Raw genomic sequence first — 16,263 nt, forward strand, 5'->3', positions numbered from 1 at the left:
GGGAGGGACCAGACGATGATCAAGGTCGTACGAGGCAATCCGACCCCCGAGGAGCTGGCCGCCGCACTGGCGGTGGTCCAGGCCCGGGCCGCGGCCACGGCGGCGGCCGCCGCCCGGGGCGGCGGCCCGGGGGTCCCGGAGGGCTGGTCGGACCCGGCGCGGATCGCCCGGAGCGTCCGCCCCCGGCCCGGCCCGCGCTCGTGGGCGCGGTCCTACTGGCCGGTCTGAGCACCGGACACGAGAAATCCGATACGAGAAATCCGATACGAGAGAAGGCCGGACCCCTCCCCGGGGTCCGGCCTTCTCCGTGTCACGGGGTCGTGTCACGCGGTCGTGTCACCCGCGGGGCTCCCGCCGCAGGAACAGCGCCGAGGCGAGCGCCCCGACGAGCACCACGGCCGCGTTGACGAGGACGGCCCGGCCGATGCCGTCGGGGAGGGCCGCCGAGGTGACCACGACGGCGCTCATGACCGGGGTGCCGAGCGTGATGCCGACCTGCTGGGTCATGGTCGCGATGCCGGTCGCCATGCCCTGCTCGGCGTCGGGAAGGCCGGAGGTGGCGGTGACCATGAAGCCGACGATGGCGAGCATGTTGCCGACGCCTCCGGCGAAGGTGCCCGCGAGCAGCAGCGCGTACATGCCCCGGTCGTCGCCGAGGGCGGTGAGGGAGAGGGTCGCGGCGGCCTGGAGCACGCCGCCAGCGATCAGCGCGGTACGGGCGGAGAAGCGGCCGATGAACCGGGCGGCGAACACTCCGCCGAGCACCGTGCCCGCGCCCAGGACGCCGAAGGAGAGTCCTGCGGCGAGCGGGGAGAAGCCCAGCACGTCCTGGAGGTGCAGGGTCATCAGGAAGACCAGCGAGGTCTCGGTGGCGAAGGCGACGAGCCCGGCGAGGTTGCCCCACACGACGGTGCGGCGGCGCAGTACGCGGACGGGGACGAGGGGCGCCGCCGATCGCCGCTCCACCAGCGGGAACGCGGTCAGCAGGACGGCGGCGGCGGCTAGGGAGGCGAGGACGGCCGGGTCGCTCCAGCCGCGCTCGCCCGCGGCGGTGAGCCCGTACACGAGGGCGAGGAGTCCGCCGGTGACGGTGACCGCGCCGGGCACGTCGAGCCGGGGCCGGTCGGCGGGGCGGCTCTCCTTCAGTACGGCGGGGGCGACGAGCAGGACGGCGAGGGCGACGGGCACGTTGATGAAGAAGGCCCAGCGCCAGGAGAGCAGGTCGGTCAGGACCCCGCCGAGGACGGCGCCGGTGGTGAACCCGGCGGACATCAGTGCCCCGTTGAGACCCAGCGCCCTGGCCCGCAGCGGGCCCTCGGGGAACGCGGAGGTCAGCAGCGAGAGCCCGGCCGGGGTGACGGCGGCGGTGGCGAGGCCCTGGGCAACGCGGGCGGCCATCAGCGTCTCGGGGCCGGTGGCGAGCCCGCCGACGAGGGAGGCGGCGCCGAGGACGCCCATGCCGCCGAGGAAGACCCGGCGGCGGCCGACGAGGTCGGCGACGCGCCCGAAGAGCAGGGTGAATCCGGCGGCGGCGAGCGCGAAGGCGGTGGCGATCCACTGGAGGCCGCCGAGGCTGAAGCCGAGCCCCTGGCCGATGACCGGCAGGGCGACGTTCAGGATCGAGAAGTCGACGGCCAGCATGAACTGGGAGACGAGGAGGACGAGCAGGACGATCCGCATCCGCCCGTCCATACGGGCGCCCCCTAGGGGGGTCACGGGTGCGGGCGCGGGCGCGGGGGTATCGAGGGCAACCATGAGCGGACCCCTTAATGGGATGATGGTTCCGTTAAGATGTCCGAGACGGTAGCAGAGTCGAGAGCGTTAATGGAACAGGAGACCCGTTTGAGCGAGAGCCCGTCGGCCGTGCCCGGCACCGTGCGCCCCGGAGGCCGTACCGCGAAGGTGCGCCGCGCGGTCCTCGACGCCACCGAGGACGCCCTCGCGGCGGCCCCCTTCCACACCCTGAACATGGACCAGATCGCGGCGACCGCGGGCGTCGGCAAGACCACCGTCTACCGCCGCTGGGGCTCCCCCGTCGGCCTCGTCGCCGACCTGCTGCACGACATGGCGGAGCAGTCGCTGCCCGCCGCCGACACCGGGAGCCTCGCGGGCGACCTGCGGGCCAACGCGGAGCTCGTGCACCGGACCCTCACCGACCCCCGGATGGGCGCCGTGTTCCGCGCGGTGATCGCGGCGGCGGCCTGCGACGAGGAGTGCGCGCGGGCCCTGAACGGCTTCTACCGCGCCCGGCTCGCGGAATGGGCCCCGGTCGCGACCCGCGCGGTGGCGCGCGGCGAGCTCCCCCCGGACACCGACGCCCTGGAACTGCTGCGGGCGGTCTCCGCGCCCCTCTACTACCGCTTCGCCGTCACCCGCGAGGAGCTGACCGGCGCCGACGCCGAACGGGCGGTCACGGCGGCCCTCGCCGCGGCGTCGGCCGGCGCCTTCGCGGGGGCGGACTAGTCCATTGACGCGGGGCGCTTGAGTACCCGTACTCAGGCGCCCGGGCGCTCCGGGCCGCAGGATCGTGACCATGCTCTGGTCCGACCCGAACGACGAGCCACCGAAGGACATGCGCGACATGCAGGAGAGGCTGCGCCGCGCGGGCGTGCTGCTCGGGCTCGCCATGGTGGTGCTGATGTTCGTGCTCGGCGCGCGCTGAGGGCGCGCTCGATCAGGCGCGGCGCGCACGGGGGGCGCTCGATACGCTGCCCCCATGACTGCTGACCGCCGCCGTGTCGTCCTCGCCTCCGCCTCCCCCGCCCGCCTCGGGCTGCTCCGTCAGGCCGGGCTCGCCCCCGAGGTGATCGTGAGCGGCGTCGACGAGGACAAGACGCACGCCCCGACCCCGGCCGAGCTGGCCCTCGCCCTCGCCGAGGCCAAGGCCGCCCACGTCGCCGCCCGCCCCGAGGCCTCCGGCGCGCTCGTGATCGGCTGCGACTCGGTCCTGGAGCTGGACAAGCAGGCCCTCGGCAAGCCGGCCGACGCCGAGGAGGCCGTCGCGCGTTGGAAGGCGATGCGCGGCCGGGTCGGCATCCTCCAGACGGGCCACTGCGTGTACGACACGACGGCCAAGCGCTACGAGTCGGCCACCGCCTCCACGATCGTCCGCTTCGGCGAGCCCACCGACGCCGAGATCGCCGCGTACGTCGCCAGCGGCGAACCGCTGCACGTGGCGGGCGCGTTCACCCTCGACGGGCGCTCGGCCCCCTTCATCGAGGGCATCGACGGCGACCCCGGCAACGTGATCGGCCTGTCCCTGCCGCTGCTGCGCACCCTGCTCGGCAAGCTGGGCGTCTCGATCACCGACCTCTGGGTCTGAGCCCGGCACGGGCCCACGCGGCCCTTCGGGGCGTCAGGCGGCGGCCGGCGCCCCCTCCTCGGCGGCCTTGGGCTCCCCGTACGCCACCAGCGTGAGCACGATCAGTCCGACGACCAGCATCATGGCGGCGAACGCGAGCCAGCCCATGAGGCCCACCGTCACCGCGCCCAGGACGCCGTGCACCACCGCGCAGCCGATCAGCAGCGCCCGGCCCGCGCGGCCGGGGCGGCGGTCGCGGATCGCGGCGATCAGCGGGACGAGTCCGCAGAGCAGGAGCAGCGCGCCGGAGCCCAGGCCGAGGGCCCAGGTCCCGGCGTACATCGCGTCCGGACGCAGTCCGTCCAGGGACATCGACTGGGCTTTGACGAAGCGGGCCATGACGGCGTTGAAGGCGACGATGCCGGGTGCTTCGAGGAAGAGCACCGCGGCCGTCACGAGCGCTATCGGTCTGCGGGCCACCTCGGCCACCCCCTGGTTACGGCTGTTACCTCCGGTACGTACGACAGGGCGAAGGCTACTGGCCGGTAAAACCCTGGACAAGGGTTCGCGCCGTCGAGTCGAACGACGGCGGTCGCGCAAAGAATGATTGAGCCATTCGTAGGGACCCCACAAAGAAACCCGTTTGGCGACTGGTCGTGGGAACAGAGACCTGCGCCACACCTCGGAGCTACTGTGCCGTAAAGAAACCCTGCGTACCGTGGTGCGACAAGGGATTTCACGACCCGAGCAGGCCTCGTATCACGCTCCGTGTGGGCAAGCTCACCACTGGGGACGGGTCGAAAGGCCGTGTCGGCAGTCCCTAAACTCAGCTTGTTTCAAGGAGGGAGCCATCGTGCGCAAGGTGCTCATCGCCAACCGTGGCGAAATCGCTGTCCGCGTCGCCCGGGCCTGCCGGGACGCCGGGATCGCCAGCGTAGCCGTCTACGCCGATCCGGACCGGGACGCTCTGCACGTCCGCGCGGCCGACGAGGCGTTCGCCCTGGGCGGTGACACCCCGGCCACCAGTTACCTGGACATGGCCAAGGTGCTCCAGGCGGCCGCGGACTCGGGCGCCGACGCGATCCACCCGGGCTACGGCTTCCTCTCCGAGAACGCCGAGTTCGCCCAGGCCGTCCTCGACGCCGGGCTCATCTGGATCGGCCCGCCGCCGCAGGCCATCCGCGACCTCGGCGACAAGGTCGCCGCGCGGCACATCGCACAGCGCGCCGGTGCCCCGCTGGTCGCCGGCACGCCCGACCCGGTCTCGGGCGCCGACGAGGTCGTCGCCTTCGCCGAGGAGCACGGCCTGCCGATCGCGATCAAGGCCGCCTTCGGTGGCGGTGGCCGCGGTCTGAAGGTCGCCCGCACCCTCGAAGAGGTGCCGGAGCTCTACGACTCCGCCGTCCGCGAGGCCGTCGCCGCCTTCGGCCGCGGCGAGTGCTTCGTCGAGCGCTACCTGGACAAGCCGCGGCACGTCGAGACCCAGTGCCTCGCCGACTCCCACGGCAACGTGGTCGTCGTCTCCACCCGTGACTGCTCCCTCCAGCGCCGCCACCAGAAGCTGGTCGAGGAGGCCCCGGCGCCGTTCCTGTCGGAGGCTCAGAACGCCGAGCTGTACGCGGCGTCCAAGGCCATCCTGAAGGAGGCCGGCTACGTCGGCGCCGGCACCGTCGAGTTCCTGGTCGGCGTCGACGGCACGATCTCCTTCCTTGAGGTCAACACCCGCCTCCAGGTCGAGCACCCGGTCACCGAAGAGGTCACCGGCCTCGACCTGGTCCGCGAGATGTTCCGGATCGCCGACGGCGAGGAGCTCGGTTACGGCGACCCGGAGATCCGCGGTCACTCCTTCGAGTTCCGCATCAACGGCGAGGACCCGGGCCGCAACTTCCTCCCGGCCCCCGGCACCGTCACCACCTTCGCCGCGCCCACCGGCCCCGGCGTCCGTCTGGACGCGGGCGTCGAGTCCGGCTCGGTCATCGGCCCGGCCTGGGACTCACTGCTCGCCAAGCTGATCATCACCGGCGCCACCCGTGAGCAGGCGCTCCAGCGCGCCGCCCGCGCGCTCGCCGAGTTCAAGGTCGAGGGCATGGCCACCGCCATCCCGTTCCACCAGGCCGTCGTGGTCGACCCGGCGTTCACCGCCGACCCGTTCCGTATCCACACCCGGTGGATCGAGACCGAGTTCGTCAACGAGATCAAGCCCTTCGCCCCGGCGGGCGCCGAGGCCGACGAGGACGAGAGCGGCCGCGAGACGATCGTCGTCGAGGTCGGCGGCAAGCGTCTTGAGGTCTCCCTGCCGTCCTCGCTGGGCATGACGCTGGCCCGCACCGGCCTCGCCGCCGGCGCCAAGCCGAAGCGCCGCGCCGCGAAGAAGTCCGGCCCGACCGCCTCCGGCGACACCCTCGCCTCCCCGATGCAGGGCACCATCGTCAAGGTGGCCGTCGAGGAGGGCCAGGAGGTCAAGGAGGGCGACCTGATCGTCGTCCTGGAGGCCATGAAGATGGAGCAGCCGCTGAACGCGCACCGCTCCGGCACCGTCAAGGGCCTGGCCGCCGAGGTCGGCGCCTCGATCACCTCCGGCGCCGCGATCTGCGAGATCAAGGACTGAATCCGGGCCCCGGACACCGGGGTACGGTACGAAGGGCCCGCACGCGTCCACCGCCTGCGGGCCCTTCGCCACACCAGGGAGGACGCCGTATGCGTGCCGACGCGCGCCGGAACCACGAGCGGCTGCTCGCCGAGGCCCGCGCCGCGTTCGCCGCCCACGGGACGGACGCCTCTCTTGAGGACATCGCGCGGCGCGCCGGGGTCGGCATCGGCACCCTCTACCGGCACTTCCCGCACCGCGAGGCGCTGCTCGGCGCCGTCTTCCAGGACGCCCTGGCCGCGCTCCTGCGCCACTCCGCCGACCTGGCGGGCGCGCCGGATCCCCGCGCGGCGCTGGTCTCCTGGCTGCGCGCCCTGATCACCCACGCGGGTGAGTACCGCGGCCTCGCCATCGCGCTCATGTCGGCGTCGCGGGAGCGGAGTTCGGCGCTCGCCGAGTGCGGCGAGCCGCTCCGGGCGGCGGGCCTGCGGCTGCTCGCCCGCGCCCAGGAGGCGGGCGTGGTGCGCGCGGACGTGTCGATCGGCGACCTGATCCAGCTCACCAACGCCATCGCCCTGGCCGCCGAACGCTCGCCGGAGGACCCGGAGTTGGCGGACCGGCTGCTCGCGCTGACGCTGCGGGGCATCAGGAGCTGAGCGGCGCGGCCGGGTCCTTCCGGCTCAGCGGCGCCGCATGTCCGCGACCCGCACCGGCCGTTCGGGCGCGAGCACCTCGCCCGCGAGACCACCGGGGCCGCCGGGACCGCCGGGTCCGCCCCGGAACTGCCCGGCCGCCATCCGCCCGCCGCGCTGCCCCGGCAGCGGGACGTCACGGCGCGGGCGACCGCCCGGGGGGTGCTGGTCGCCTCCGTGCGCCTGGCCCGTACCGGCCACGGCGATCTGCACGCCCTGGTCGGCCAGGGCCTGGAGCTCGGTGGCGGCCCGCTCGTCGTGGACCGGGGGCTCGTCGGTGACCAGGCGGGTGATCACGTCGGTCGGCACCGTCTGGAACATGGTGTCGGTGCCCAGCTTGGTGTGGTCGGCGAGGACCACCACCTCCGCCGCCGCCTGCACCAGCGCCCGGTCCACGCTCGCGGAGAGCATGTTGGAGGTGGACAGGCCGCGCTCGGCGGTCAGCCCGCTGCCGGACAGGAAGGCCCGGGAGACCCGCAGCCCCTGGAGCGACTGCTCGGCCCCGCTGCCCACGAGCGCGTAGTTGGAGCCGCGCAGGGTGCCGCCGGTCATGACGACCTCCACCCGGTTGGCGTGGGCGAGGGCCTGGGCGACGAGCAGCGAGTTGGTGACGACGGTGAGCCCGGGCACCCGGGCGAGCCGGCGGGCGAGCTCCTGCGTGGTGGTACCCGCGCCGACGACGATGGCCTCGCCCTCGTCGACGAGGCTCGCGGCCATGTCGGCGATGGCGGTCTTCTCGGCGGTCGCGAGATGGGATTTCTGCGGGAAGCCGGACTCGCGCGTGAATCCGCCCGGCAGCACCGCACCGCCGTGGCGGCGGTCGAGGAGTCCTTCTGCCTCAAGGGCCCGCACGTCTCGCCGTACGGTCACTTCTGAGGTCTGGACGACGCGGGCGAGCTCACGGAGCGACACTGCTCCATTGGCGCGCACCATTTCGAGGATCAACTGGCGACGTTCTGCAGCGAACACGAAACTGACAGTAACGTGATCGGCCGGTGCTTTTCAGCACTATGCGCCGAATTGCAGAAGATGCACACAGGCGGGGTCCCCAAGTGGTATGGGAGACCCCGCCGTTGTCCCGAGTTGCCGGGGGTTGTCCGACCCGGCGAACCGTTCCCGCAGGCGGGGACGGTGCGGACCGGCCCGTTACGCCTCGCCCGCGGTCTTTCGGGTGTGCAACTGCCGTGCCACTTCCGCGATCGAGCCCGACAGGGAGGGGTACACGGTGAAAGCATTTGCGATCTGTTCGACGGTCAGATTGTTGTCGACCGCGATCGAGATCGGGTGGATCAGCTCGCTCGCGCGGGGGGCGACGACACAGCCGCCGACCACGATGCCGGTGCCGGGGCGGCAGAAGATCTTGACGAAGCCGTCCCGGATGCCCTGCATCTTCGCGCGGGGGTTGCGCAGCAGCGGCAGCTTGACGACCCGGGCCTCGATCTTGCCCGCGTCCACGTCGGCCTGGGTGTAGCCGACCGTGGCGATCTCCGGGTCGGTGAAGACGTTGGAGGAGACCGTCTTCAGGTTGAGCGGGGCCACCGCGTCGCCCAGGAAGTGGTACATCGCGATCCGGCCCTGCATCGCGGCGACCGAGGCGAGCGCGAAGACGCCGGTGACGTCACCGGCCGCGTACACGCCCGGGGCGGACGTACGGGAGACCCGGTCGGTCCAGATGTGCCCGGAGTCCTTGAGCCGGACCCCGGCCTCCTCCAGGCCCATGCCGGCCGAGTTCGGGATGGCGCCGACGGCCATCAGGCAGTGGGTGCCGGAGATGACCCGGCCGTCGGAGAGGGTGACCTCGACCCGGTCGCCGACCCGCTTGGCCGACTCCGCGCGGGAGCGGGCCATGACGTTCATGCCGCGGCGCCGGAAGACGTCCTCCAGGACGGCGGCGGCGTCGGGGTCCTCGCCCGGCAGCACGCGGTCGCGGGAGGAGACCAGGGTGACCCGGGAGCCGAGCGCCTGGTAGGCGCCGGCGAACTCGGCGCCGGTGACGCCGGAGCCGACCACGATGAGCTCCTCGGGGAGCTCCTTGAGGTCGTAGACCTGGGTCCAGTTCAGGATCCGCTCGCCGTCCGGCTGGGCGTCGGGCAGCTCGCGCGGGTGGCCGCCGGTGGCGATCAGGACCGCGTCGGCGGTGATCGACTCCTCGCTGCCGTCGGCGGCGGTCACGATCACCTGGCGGGAGCCGTCCATGGCCTGCCGCCCGGAGAGCCGGCCGCGGCCGCGCAGCACCCGGGCGCCGGCCCGGGTGACGGAGGCGGTGATGTCGTGCGACTGGGCCAGCGCGAGGCGCTTCACCCGTCGGTTGACCTTGCCGAGATCGACGCCGACCACCCGGGCCGACTGCTCGATGTGCGGGGTGTCGTCCGCCACGATGATGCCCAGTTCCTCGTACGAGGAGTCGAAGGTGGTCATCACCTCCGCCGTGGCGATCAGGGTCTTGGAGGGGACGCAGTCGGTCAGGACGGATGCGCCGCCGAGGCCGTCGCAGTCGACGACGGTCACCTCCGCGCCGAGTTGGGCGCCCACGAGGGCCGCCTCGTAGCCGCCGGGTCCGCCGCCGATGATCACGATCCGGGTCACTGGGATCTACGCCTCGCGCTCTCGTTCTGCCGGGGGGTCCCCCCGCTGGGATGCAGTGCGTACGCCATTGTCCCGCACGCTTCAAGTGCGTACCCCATTGTCCCGTACGCGCCGAGCGGCCACGCGCCGGGGGCGCACCTGTGGGCCGCCGCGCCCCCGGGCGGCCCGCGGGCGCCCCCGGGGCGGGGCCGCGGGCCGGTGGCGGCAAGCCCCCTACCACGGACTTCGTCATCCACCCCGCCCCCTCCCGTACCCTCGGTCCCATGTCGCTCTACGCCGCCTACGCCGGCAACCTCGACGCGCGGCTCATGACCCGCCGCGCACCGCACTCGCCGCTGCGCGGCACCGGCTGGCTGAACGGCTGGCGTCTGACCTTCGGCGGGGAGCAGATGGGCTGGGAGGGTGCGCTGGCCACGATCGTGGAGGCGCCGCGCTCCCAGGTCTTCGTCGCCCTGTACGACATCGCGCCCATGGACGAGGACTCGCTGGACCGCTGGGAGGGCGTCGGCCTCGACATCTACCGGCGGATGCGGGTGCGGGTGCACACCCTGGACGGCGAGGAGCCGGCCTGGGTGTACGTGCTCAACGCGTACGAGGGCGGGCTGCCCTCCGCCCGCTACCTGGGCGAGGTCGCCGACGCGGCGGAGTCGGCCGGCGCGCCGCACGACTACGTGATGGAGCTGCGCAAGCGCCCGTGCTGAGCCGGGCGGCTTGTTTGTCGGAAACGACAAGACAACGATCGCAGCTCCGTCCGCAACGTCATCTACGCGCGTAGGGATTCTCCGGCTAGGCTGCTGCGCGTATCAAATCCGTCCGGGGCTCCCCTCGGACCCCCCTCCCCGAGGCGAGAGAGCCAGTGAACGCAACTGCCACCCCGTACGAGGCCGCCGAGGCCGCTGCCACGCGCCTTCGCGAGCTGACCGGAGTCGAGAACCACGACGTCGTCCTGGTCATGGGCTCCGGCTGGGCACCGGCCGTCGACGCGCTGGGCGCCCCCGAGGCCGAGTTCCCCGTCACCGAGCTGCCCGGCTTCCCGCCGCCGGCCGTCGAGGGCCACGGCGGCAAGGTCCGCTCGTACAAGATCGGTGAGAAGCGCGCCCTGGTCTTCCTCGGCCGCACCCACTACTACGAGGGCCGCGGCGTCGCCTCCGTCGTCCACGGCGTGCGCACCGCCGTCGCCGCGGGCTGCAAGACCGTCGTCCTGACCAACGGCTGCGGCGGCCTGCGCGAGGGCATGCGCCCCGGCCAGCCGGTCCTGATCAGCGACCACCTCAACCTGACGGCCGCGTCCCCGATCGTCGGCGCCAACTTCGTCGACCTCACCGACCTGTACTCGCCGCGGCTGCGCGCGCTGTGCAAGGAGGTCGACGAGACGCTGGAGGAGGGCGTGTACGTCCAGTTCCCCGGCCCGCACTACGAGACCCCGGCCGAGATCAACATGGTCCGCGTCATGGGCGGCGACCTGGTCGGCATGTCCACCGTCCTGGAGGCCATCGCGGCCCGTGAGGCGGGCGCCGAGGTCCTGGGCATCTCCCTGGTCACCAACCTCGCCGCGGGGCTCTCGGGCGAGCCGCTGAACCACGAGGAGGTCCTCCAGGCGGGCCGCGACTCGGCGTCCCGCATGGGCGAGCTCCTGACGCGGGTCCTGGACCGGATCTGATCCTTTCCCCACCCCGCCCCTTCCCGAACCGGGGCTCCGCCCCAGACCCCGCGCCTCAAACGCCGGCGGGGCTGGAATCGCCCGGATCTTCAGCCGGGGGGGGAGAGCCCCACCCGGGGCCCGGATCTCCGGATCTTCAGCCCCGCCGGCGTTTGAGGCGCGGGGGTCCGGGGGCGGAGCCCCTGGTTACGGGAAGGGGCGGGGTGGGGAAGAACAGCCCCGCCCCTCCCGCCCGCACTCCCCGAAAGGCACACCACCGTGACGACGCAGGACGACCTCCTCGCCCGGGCCCAGGCGTGGCTCGCCGAGGACCCCGACCCGGAGACCCGCGAGGAGCTCGCCGCGCTCCTGGACCGAGGTGCCGTCGACGAGCTCGCCGAGCGCTTCGCCGGCACGCTCCAGTTCGGCACCGCGGGACTCCGCGGCGAGCTGGGCGCGGGCCCGATGCGGATGAACCGCGCCGTGGTCATCCGCGCGGCCGCCGGACTCGCCGCGTACCTCAAGGCGAAGGGCCAGGACGGCGGCCTCGTCGTCGTCGGCTACGACGCCCGCTACAAGTCCGCCGACTTCGCCCGCGACACCGCCGCCGTGATGACCGGCGCCGGGCTGCGCGCCGCGGTGCTGCCGCGCCCGCTGCCGACGCCCGTCCTCGCGTACGCCATAAGGCACCTGGGCGCCGTCGCGGGCGTCGAGGTGACCGCGAGCCACAACCCGCCGCGCGACAACGGCTACAAGGTGTACCTGGGCGACGGCTCCCAGATCACGCCGCCGGCCGACGTGGAGATCGCCGCCGAGATCGCCGCGGTGCGCGCGCTCGCCGACGTGCCCCGCCCGGAGGCCGGCTGGGAGACCCTCGGCGACGAGGTCCTGGAGGCGTACCTGGCGCGTACGGACGCCGTGCTGACCCCCGGCTCCCCCCGTACCGTACGGACCGTCTACACGGCCATGCACGGCGTCGGCAAGGACGTCCTGACGGCGGCCTTCGCACGGCACGGCTTCCCGCCGCCCGCGCTGGTCGCGGAGCAGGCGGAGCCGGACCCGGCGTTCCCGACGGTCGCGTTCCCCAACCCGGAGGAGCCGGGTGCCATGGACCTCGCCTTCGAGGCGGCCCGGGCCGTGGACCCCGACATCGTCATCGCCAACGACCCGGACGCCGACCGCTGCGCGGTGGCCGTGCCGGACGCGTCCGTCGAGGGCGGCTGGCGGATGCTGCGCGGCGACGAGGTCGGCGCGCTGCTCGCGGCGCACCTGGTGCACAAGGGCGCGACGGGCGTGTTCGCCGAGTCGATCGTGTCGTCCTCGCTGCTCGGCCGGATCGCCGAGGCGGCGGGCGTCGGGTACGAGGAGACGCTGACCGGCTTCAAGTGGATCGCGCGCGTCGAGGGCCTGCGGTACGGGTACGAGGAGGCGCTCGGCTACTGCGTCGACCCGGAGGGCGTCCGCGACAAGGACGGCATCACGGCGGCGCTGCTCATCGCCGAGCTGGCCTCGGTGCTCAAGGAGCAGGACCGCACCCTGAGCGACCTGCTGGACGACCTCGCGGTGGCCCACGGGCTGCACGCCACGGACCAGCTGTCGGTGCGCGTGCAGGACCTGAGCATCATCGCCAACGCGATGGCGGCGCTGCGCGAGCGGCCGCCGGTGCGCCTGGCGGGCCTGACGGTCGTCTCGGCGGAGGACCTGGCGAAGGGCACGGAGTCGCTGCCGCCGACCGACGGCCTGCGCTACCACCTGGAGGGCGCGTACAAGGCCCGGGTGATCGTCCGCCCGTCCGGCACCGAGCCGAAGATCAAGTGCTACCTGGAGGTCGTGGTCCCGGTCGCCGACGCGAGCGGTCTCGCGACGGCCCGCGCGACCGGCGCCGAGGTGCTGGCCGCGATCAAGAAGGACCTGGCGGAGGCCGCCGGTCTGTAGCCGTTCCCCGAGGGCCCGTACGGAAACGATTCCGTACGGGCCCTCGGGCGTTCCCGGGAGCCCGTACGGGATCGTTTCCGTACGGGCCCTGCGGCGTTCACGGGAGGCCATGCGGACGATTCCGTACGGGCCCTCCGGGATTCACGGGAGCCCGCGCCACCCGGCTCCCCTTTCGGGTGAACCGGGTACGGCAGGTGACGTAAGGCGCGCCCCGGCGCGGGGCGGCCGGGGCGAGAGTGACCCGGTGTTCCCTGTGCCGTCCCAGCTGACCCCCCGCCGTACCGTCCCCACCGCACGCGGGCCCGCCCCCGCGCCGGACCGGCGGCTGTCCGGACCGCTGCGGCACGCGGCCCCGGCGCTCCTCGGCTATCTGGCCGTACGCCTCCTCGGGCTCCTGGTGCTGGCCCACTGGACGCACCTCAAGGGCCACGGGGTGTGGCCGGTGCTCGCGACCTCCTGGGACTCGGGGTGGTACCTGGGCATCGCCGACCACGGCTACGACCGCGCGCTCGGCGGCCCCGGCCACCATGACAACCTGGCGTTCTTCCCGCTGTTCCCGCTGCTCATCAAGGCCTTCGCAGCGGTCACCCCGGGCTCGCGCGCCTCCGTCGGCCTGGTGCTCGCGTGGGCCTGCTCGCTGGTCGCCGCCTGGGGGATCTTCGCCGTCGGCGACCGGCTGCACGGGCGCCGTACGGGCACGTTCCTGGCGGTGCTGTGGGGGGCGCTGCCGGTCGCGGTGGTGCAGTGGATGGGCTACACCGAGTCGCTGTTCACGGCGCTCGCCGCCTGGGCGCTGTACGCCGTCCTGAGCGGCCGCTGGGCGTGGGCGGCGGGGCTCGCGGTGGCAGCGGGCCTCACCCGGCCGACCGGCGTCGCGGTCGCGGCGGCGGTGTCGGCGGGGGCCCTGCTCGCCGCCCGGCGCGGCGAACACCGGGCCCTGCCGGCCGCCCTCGCGGCCCCGCTGGGCTGGCTCGGCTTCGTGGCCTGGGTGGGGGTGCGGCTGGGCCGCTGGGACGGCTACTTCGCGGTGCAGCGGACGTGGACCAACCAGTGGGACGGCGGCGCGTACACCCTGCGGACCCTGCGCGGGCTGCTGCTCCACTCCCGCCAGCCGCCCCTGTTCCTGGTGGTGGTCTCGCTGGTCCTCCTGGTGTCCGCCGGGCTGTTCCTGCTGTGCCTGACGGACCGGCAGCCGCTGCCGCTGCTGGTCTTCACGGGGGTGCTGCTGCTGGTCGTCATGGGGAGCGGCGGTGTCTATTTCCCCCGCGCCCGCTTCCTGGTACCCGGCTTCCCGCTGCTCCTGCCGGTGGCCCTGGCCCTGGCCCGCGCGCGCCGCCCGGCCGCCGCCCTGGTGCTGGCCGGGGCGGCCCTGTCCTCGGCGTGGCTGGGGGGGTACATGCTGCTGGTGTGGCAGGGGCCGCCGTGAGGCGCCGGGACTGGGGCCGGGCCGCCGTGGGGCCGGGGGCCGCATCGCCGTGCGGCTCGGGGCCGCATCGCCGTGAGGCTCGGGGCCGCATCGCCGTGAGACCCCGATCCCGTACCGGACCCGCCGGAACGGCCGAGGGCCGGGTGCGCACCGTGAAGTGCTCACCCGGCCCTCGGCCGTTCGGGTGTACGACTGCCCGGTCAACCCGTCAGCCGCTCAGCCGGTCGCCCAGAGCACGACGAGCAGCACGAGTCCGGCCGCCGCGGGGGCGAGGATCTCGTACGCCCAGCGGATCTGCGGCTCGCCCTGCGCCTCGGGGCGCCCGCCGCAGCGCTCGGCCATGTCGCGCAGGTCGGCGACGGTCTGGTCGGCGGGGGCGGTCCTGGCCTTGGAGTCGGTGACGTCGGCGGTGGTCGACGAGCGGCCGTGCGGGTCGTCCTGGGAGGCGCGGGCGGCCTTGCGGGCGGCGCGCTTGCGCTGGCGCAGGGAGACCGGGATGGCCCACAGCTGGTACTTGGTGCCGTCCTGCCCGAAGACCTCGCTGGAGTAGCCGGCCCGGATGTCGGCGACCGCGCCCCAGGGCAGCACGATCGTGCGGAACGGGTTGCGGATCCGCAGCCGCTCCTCGTTGGCGAAGACGGCGGGCCGGATCGTGAAGGCGACGATCAGCGGGATCACGAGGACAAGACCGGCGAGCGACATCCACGGGACCCGGCCCTCGCCCCGGAGCAGCGAGTCGCCGCCGAGGAGCGCGGCGAGGACGAGCAGGGTGACCCCGCCCGCGATGCCCGCGCCGGACCGGAAGACGCGATCGGCGTAGGCGGGCTCGGAGGGCTGCTGGGAGGGCGGCTCGGGGGTCGTCATGGGGCCGATTGTGCCTCAGCGCTCCCCATTCGGCTCACGCGGCTCGGGTGAGCAGATCGGCGTACACGACGATGTTGTCGGGGCGGTGTCCGTCGACCAGCTCGCCGCCGCAGGTGATCAGCCGCAGCTCGGGCCGCCGGGTGTCCCCGTACACCTTGCGGGTCGGGAAGGCCTTCTTGTCGACCTGCTCCAGCTCGCGCACCCGGAAGACGGCGTCGGTGCCGTCGGCGCGGGTGACGGTGACGCGGTCGCCGACGCGGATCCGCGCCACGTCCTTGAGGACGGCGGGCCCCTCGGCGGTGTCGAAGTGGCCGATCAGCACGGCGGGGCCGGTCTCGCCGGGCGTGACGCCCTTGTCGTACCAGCCGATCCGGTCGGCCTGGGCGACCGGGGGCACCTGGACCGTGCCGTCCGCGTCGACCCCGAGGCTCAGCAGCGGCCCCGCGTCGACCCCGGCGGCGGGCACCCGCACCCGCACCGGCTTCGAGCGCGGCAGGGGCTCGGCGGCGAGCTGCCCGGCGGGCGCGGGCGCGGCGGTCGCGGACACCCGGGGCGCCGGGCCGGCCGACCCCTGGGACACCTGGGGCGCGGCACAGCCCGCGACCGCGACGACGGCGCAGCTCGCCACGGCGAGCGGGAGGGGGCGGGGACGGGGACGGGGACGGCGGCGGTTCATGGGCGGGCTCCGGCGAGGGGTGCGGGGTGCCGCCGAGGAGGAGGGGCGGCCCGCCGACGGGTGCGGGATGTGACGGGTACGGGAGGTACGGACCGGTGTCAGCCCCGGGCCCCGGCCCGGCGCCGAGGCGCGGTGAGGCCGAGACCCGCGACGACCACGGCGGCTCCGGCGCCGGAGGCGAGCAGTGCGGTGTCGTTGCCCCGCTCGACGCTGCCGAGCTCGGCACCGGCGGCGCCCCCGCCCTCGGTCGCCACGGCGGTCCGGCCGTCCGCCGCGAAGGCGGTTCCGGAGGCGGCGACCGGGAGGATCGCGAGGCCCGCCAGGAGGGCGGTGGCGAGGGCGGTGCGGAGGGCGGTGCGCATGACGGCTCCCGAGGGCGGTCAGGTGGTGGGGGCGGGAGCGTCGTTCCCGCGGGCTGCGGGAGCAACGCTATGGACCCGCCGTTCTGGAGCTGTCCACTCCATGTCACAGGCATGTGACAGAGCTCACCCGCCCCACCCCTCCCCCGCACCCACCTGCGCTTTCGCACGCTCGTCCGAGCGGCCCCCTGTACAGGC

Annotated in this window: 17 protein-coding genes; 10 read left to right on the forward strand and 7 right to left on the reverse strand. The window is 74.0% G+C overall.

Annotated elements, in window-relative coordinates:
- Window positions 1–15: 15 nt before the first annotated feature.
- A complete protein-coding gene (locus ABTZ54_RS18985; protein WP_351664528.1) occupies window positions 16–228 on the forward strand; it encodes an acyl-CoA carboxylase epsilon subunit in 213 nt (70 codons plus the stop codon).
- Window positions 229–336: 108 nt separating this feature from the next.
- Here ABTZ54_RS18985 and ABTZ54_RS18990 read toward each other — a convergent pair whose 3' ends face one another.
- Entirely contained in the window at window positions 337–1,755 is a 1,419-nt protein-coding gene (locus ABTZ54_RS18990; RefSeq protein WP_351664530.1) for an MFS transporter, read from the reverse strand.
- Window positions 1,756–1,791: 36 nt separating this feature from the next.
- On the opposite strand from ABTZ54_RS18990, the gene ABTZ54_RS18995 reads away from it, so the two are divergent.
- The 3 genes from ABTZ54_RS18995 to ABTZ54_RS19005 all read left to right on the forward strand — a co-directional run bounded on the left by ABTZ54_RS18995 (window position 1,792) and on the right by ABTZ54_RS19005 (window position 3,322).
- Entirely contained in the window at window positions 1,792–2,463 is a 672-nt protein-coding gene (locus tag ABTZ54_RS18995; RefSeq protein WP_502997273.1) for a TetR/AcrR family transcriptional regulator, read from the forward strand.
- A 70-nt stretch (window positions 2,464–2,533) separates the two neighbouring features.
- Window positions 2,534–2,662, forward strand: coding sequence for a morphogenic membrane protein MmpB (gene mmpB, locus ABTZ54_RS19000; RefSeq protein ID WP_502997276.1), 129 nt, complete (start codon window positions 2,534–2,536; stop codon window positions 2,660–2,662).
- 54 nt (window positions 2,663–2,716) lie between these two features.
- Complete coding sequence (locus ABTZ54_RS19005) at window positions 2,717–3,322, forward strand: Maf family protein (RefSeq protein WP_351664534.1); 606 nt, start codon at window positions 2,717–2,719, stop codon at window positions 3,320–3,322.
- 33 nt (window positions 3,323–3,355) lie between these two features.
- Here ABTZ54_RS19005 and ABTZ54_RS19010 read toward each other — a convergent pair whose 3' ends face one another.
- Window positions 3,356–3,781 carry a hypothetical protein gene (locus ABTZ54_RS19010; RefSeq protein WP_351664536.1) on the reverse strand — a complete coding sequence of 142 codons (426 nt, stop codon included), beginning with the start codon at window positions 3,779–3,781 and terminating at the stop codon, window positions 3,356–3,358.
- A 373-nt stretch (window positions 3,782–4,154) separates the two neighbouring features.
- Between ABTZ54_RS19010 and ABTZ54_RS19015 the strand changes: the two genes are divergently transcribed.
- Together ABTZ54_RS19015 and ABTZ54_RS19020 are read left to right on the forward strand one after the other, a co-directional pair.
- The gene (locus ABTZ54_RS19015) at window positions 4,155–5,909 is read left to right on the forward strand and encodes an acetyl/propionyl/methylcrotonyl-CoA carboxylase subunit alpha (RefSeq protein WP_351664538.1); all 1,755 of its coding nucleotides are present in this window, start codon (window positions 4,155–4,157) and stop codon (window positions 5,907–5,909) included.
- Between the two features lie 89 nt (window positions 5,910–5,998).
- Window positions 5,999–6,544 (forward strand): TetR/AcrR family transcriptional regulator, encoded by a 546-nt coding sequence (locus ABTZ54_RS19020; RefSeq protein ID WP_351664540.1) that lies wholly within the window; start codon window positions 5,999–6,001, stop codon window positions 6,542–6,544.
- 24 nt (window positions 6,545–6,568) lie between these two features.
- Here ABTZ54_RS19020 and ABTZ54_RS19025 read toward each other — a convergent pair whose 3' ends face one another.
- Together ABTZ54_RS19025 and ABTZ54_RS19030 are read right to left on the reverse strand one after the other, a co-directional pair.
- Window positions 6,569–7,513 carry a DeoR/GlpR family DNA-binding transcription regulator gene (locus ABTZ54_RS19025; protein ID WP_502997277.1) on the reverse strand — a complete coding sequence of 315 codons (945 nt, stop codon included), beginning with the start codon at window positions 7,511–7,513 and terminating at the stop codon, window positions 6,569–6,571.
- Window positions 7,514–7,726: 213 nt separating this feature from the next.
- Window positions 7,727–9,166 (reverse strand): NAD(P)H-quinone dehydrogenase, encoded by a 1,440-nt coding sequence (locus ABTZ54_RS19030; protein WP_351664544.1) that lies wholly within the window; start codon window positions 9,164–9,166, stop codon window positions 7,727–7,729.
- A 263-nt stretch (window positions 9,167–9,429) separates the two neighbouring features.
- Between ABTZ54_RS19030 and ABTZ54_RS19035 the strand changes: the two genes are divergently transcribed.
- From ABTZ54_RS19035 to ABTZ54_RS19050, 4 genes are all read left to right on the forward strand, one after another.
- On the forward strand, window positions 9,430–9,867 hold the full coding sequence (locus ABTZ54_RS19035; RefSeq protein WP_046908459.1) for a gamma-glutamylcyclotransferase family protein: 438 nt from the start codon (window positions 9,430–9,432) through the stop codon (window positions 9,865–9,867).
- Window positions 9,868–10,022: 155 nt separating this feature from the next.
- On the forward strand, window positions 10,023–10,826 hold the full coding sequence (locus tag ABTZ54_RS19040) for a purine-nucleoside phosphorylase (RefSeq protein WP_351664546.1): 804 nt from the start codon (window positions 10,023–10,025) through the stop codon (window positions 10,824–10,826).
- 258 nt (window positions 10,827–11,084) lie between these two features.
- The gene (locus ABTZ54_RS19045) at window positions 11,085–12,740 is read left to right on the forward strand and encodes a phospho-sugar mutase (protein ID WP_351664548.1); all 1,656 of its coding nucleotides are present in this window, start codon (window positions 11,085–11,087) and stop codon (window positions 12,738–12,740) included.
- 253 nt (window positions 12,741–12,993) lie between these two features.
- A complete protein-coding gene (locus tag ABTZ54_RS19050) occupies window positions 12,994–14,166 on the forward strand; it encodes a putative hexosyltransferase (protein WP_351664690.1) in 1,173 nt (390 codons plus the stop codon).
- A gap of 216 nt (window positions 14,167–14,382) precedes the next feature.
- On the opposite strand, the gene ABTZ54_RS19055 is transcribed toward ABTZ54_RS19050, so the two are convergent.
- The 3 genes from ABTZ54_RS19055 to ABTZ54_RS19065 all read right to left on the reverse strand — a co-directional run bounded on the left by ABTZ54_RS19055 (window position 14,383) and on the right by ABTZ54_RS19065 (window position 16,068).
- Complete coding sequence (locus ABTZ54_RS19055) at window positions 14,383–15,030, reverse strand: PH domain-containing protein (RefSeq protein ID WP_351664550.1); 648 nt, start codon at window positions 15,028–15,030, stop codon at window positions 14,383–14,385.
- A gap of 34 nt (window positions 15,031–15,064) precedes the next feature.
- Window positions 15,065–15,706 (reverse strand): class F sortase, encoded by a 642-nt coding sequence (locus tag ABTZ54_RS19060; RefSeq protein WP_351664552.1) that lies wholly within the window; start codon window positions 15,704–15,706, stop codon window positions 15,065–15,067.
- A gap of 98 nt (window positions 15,707–15,804) precedes the next feature.
- The gene (locus ABTZ54_RS19065; RefSeq protein WP_351664554.1) at window positions 15,805–16,068 is read right to left on the reverse strand and encodes a hypothetical protein; all 264 of its coding nucleotides are present in this window, start codon (window positions 16,066–16,068) and stop codon (window positions 15,805–15,807) included.
- Between the last annotated feature and the right edge of the window lie 195 nt (window positions 16,069–16,263).

Origin of the sequence: Streptomyces sp. NPDC094032, assembly GCF_040303965.1 — a bacterium.
GTDB lineage: Bacteria > Actinomycetota > Actinomycetes > Streptomycetales > Streptomycetaceae > Streptomyces.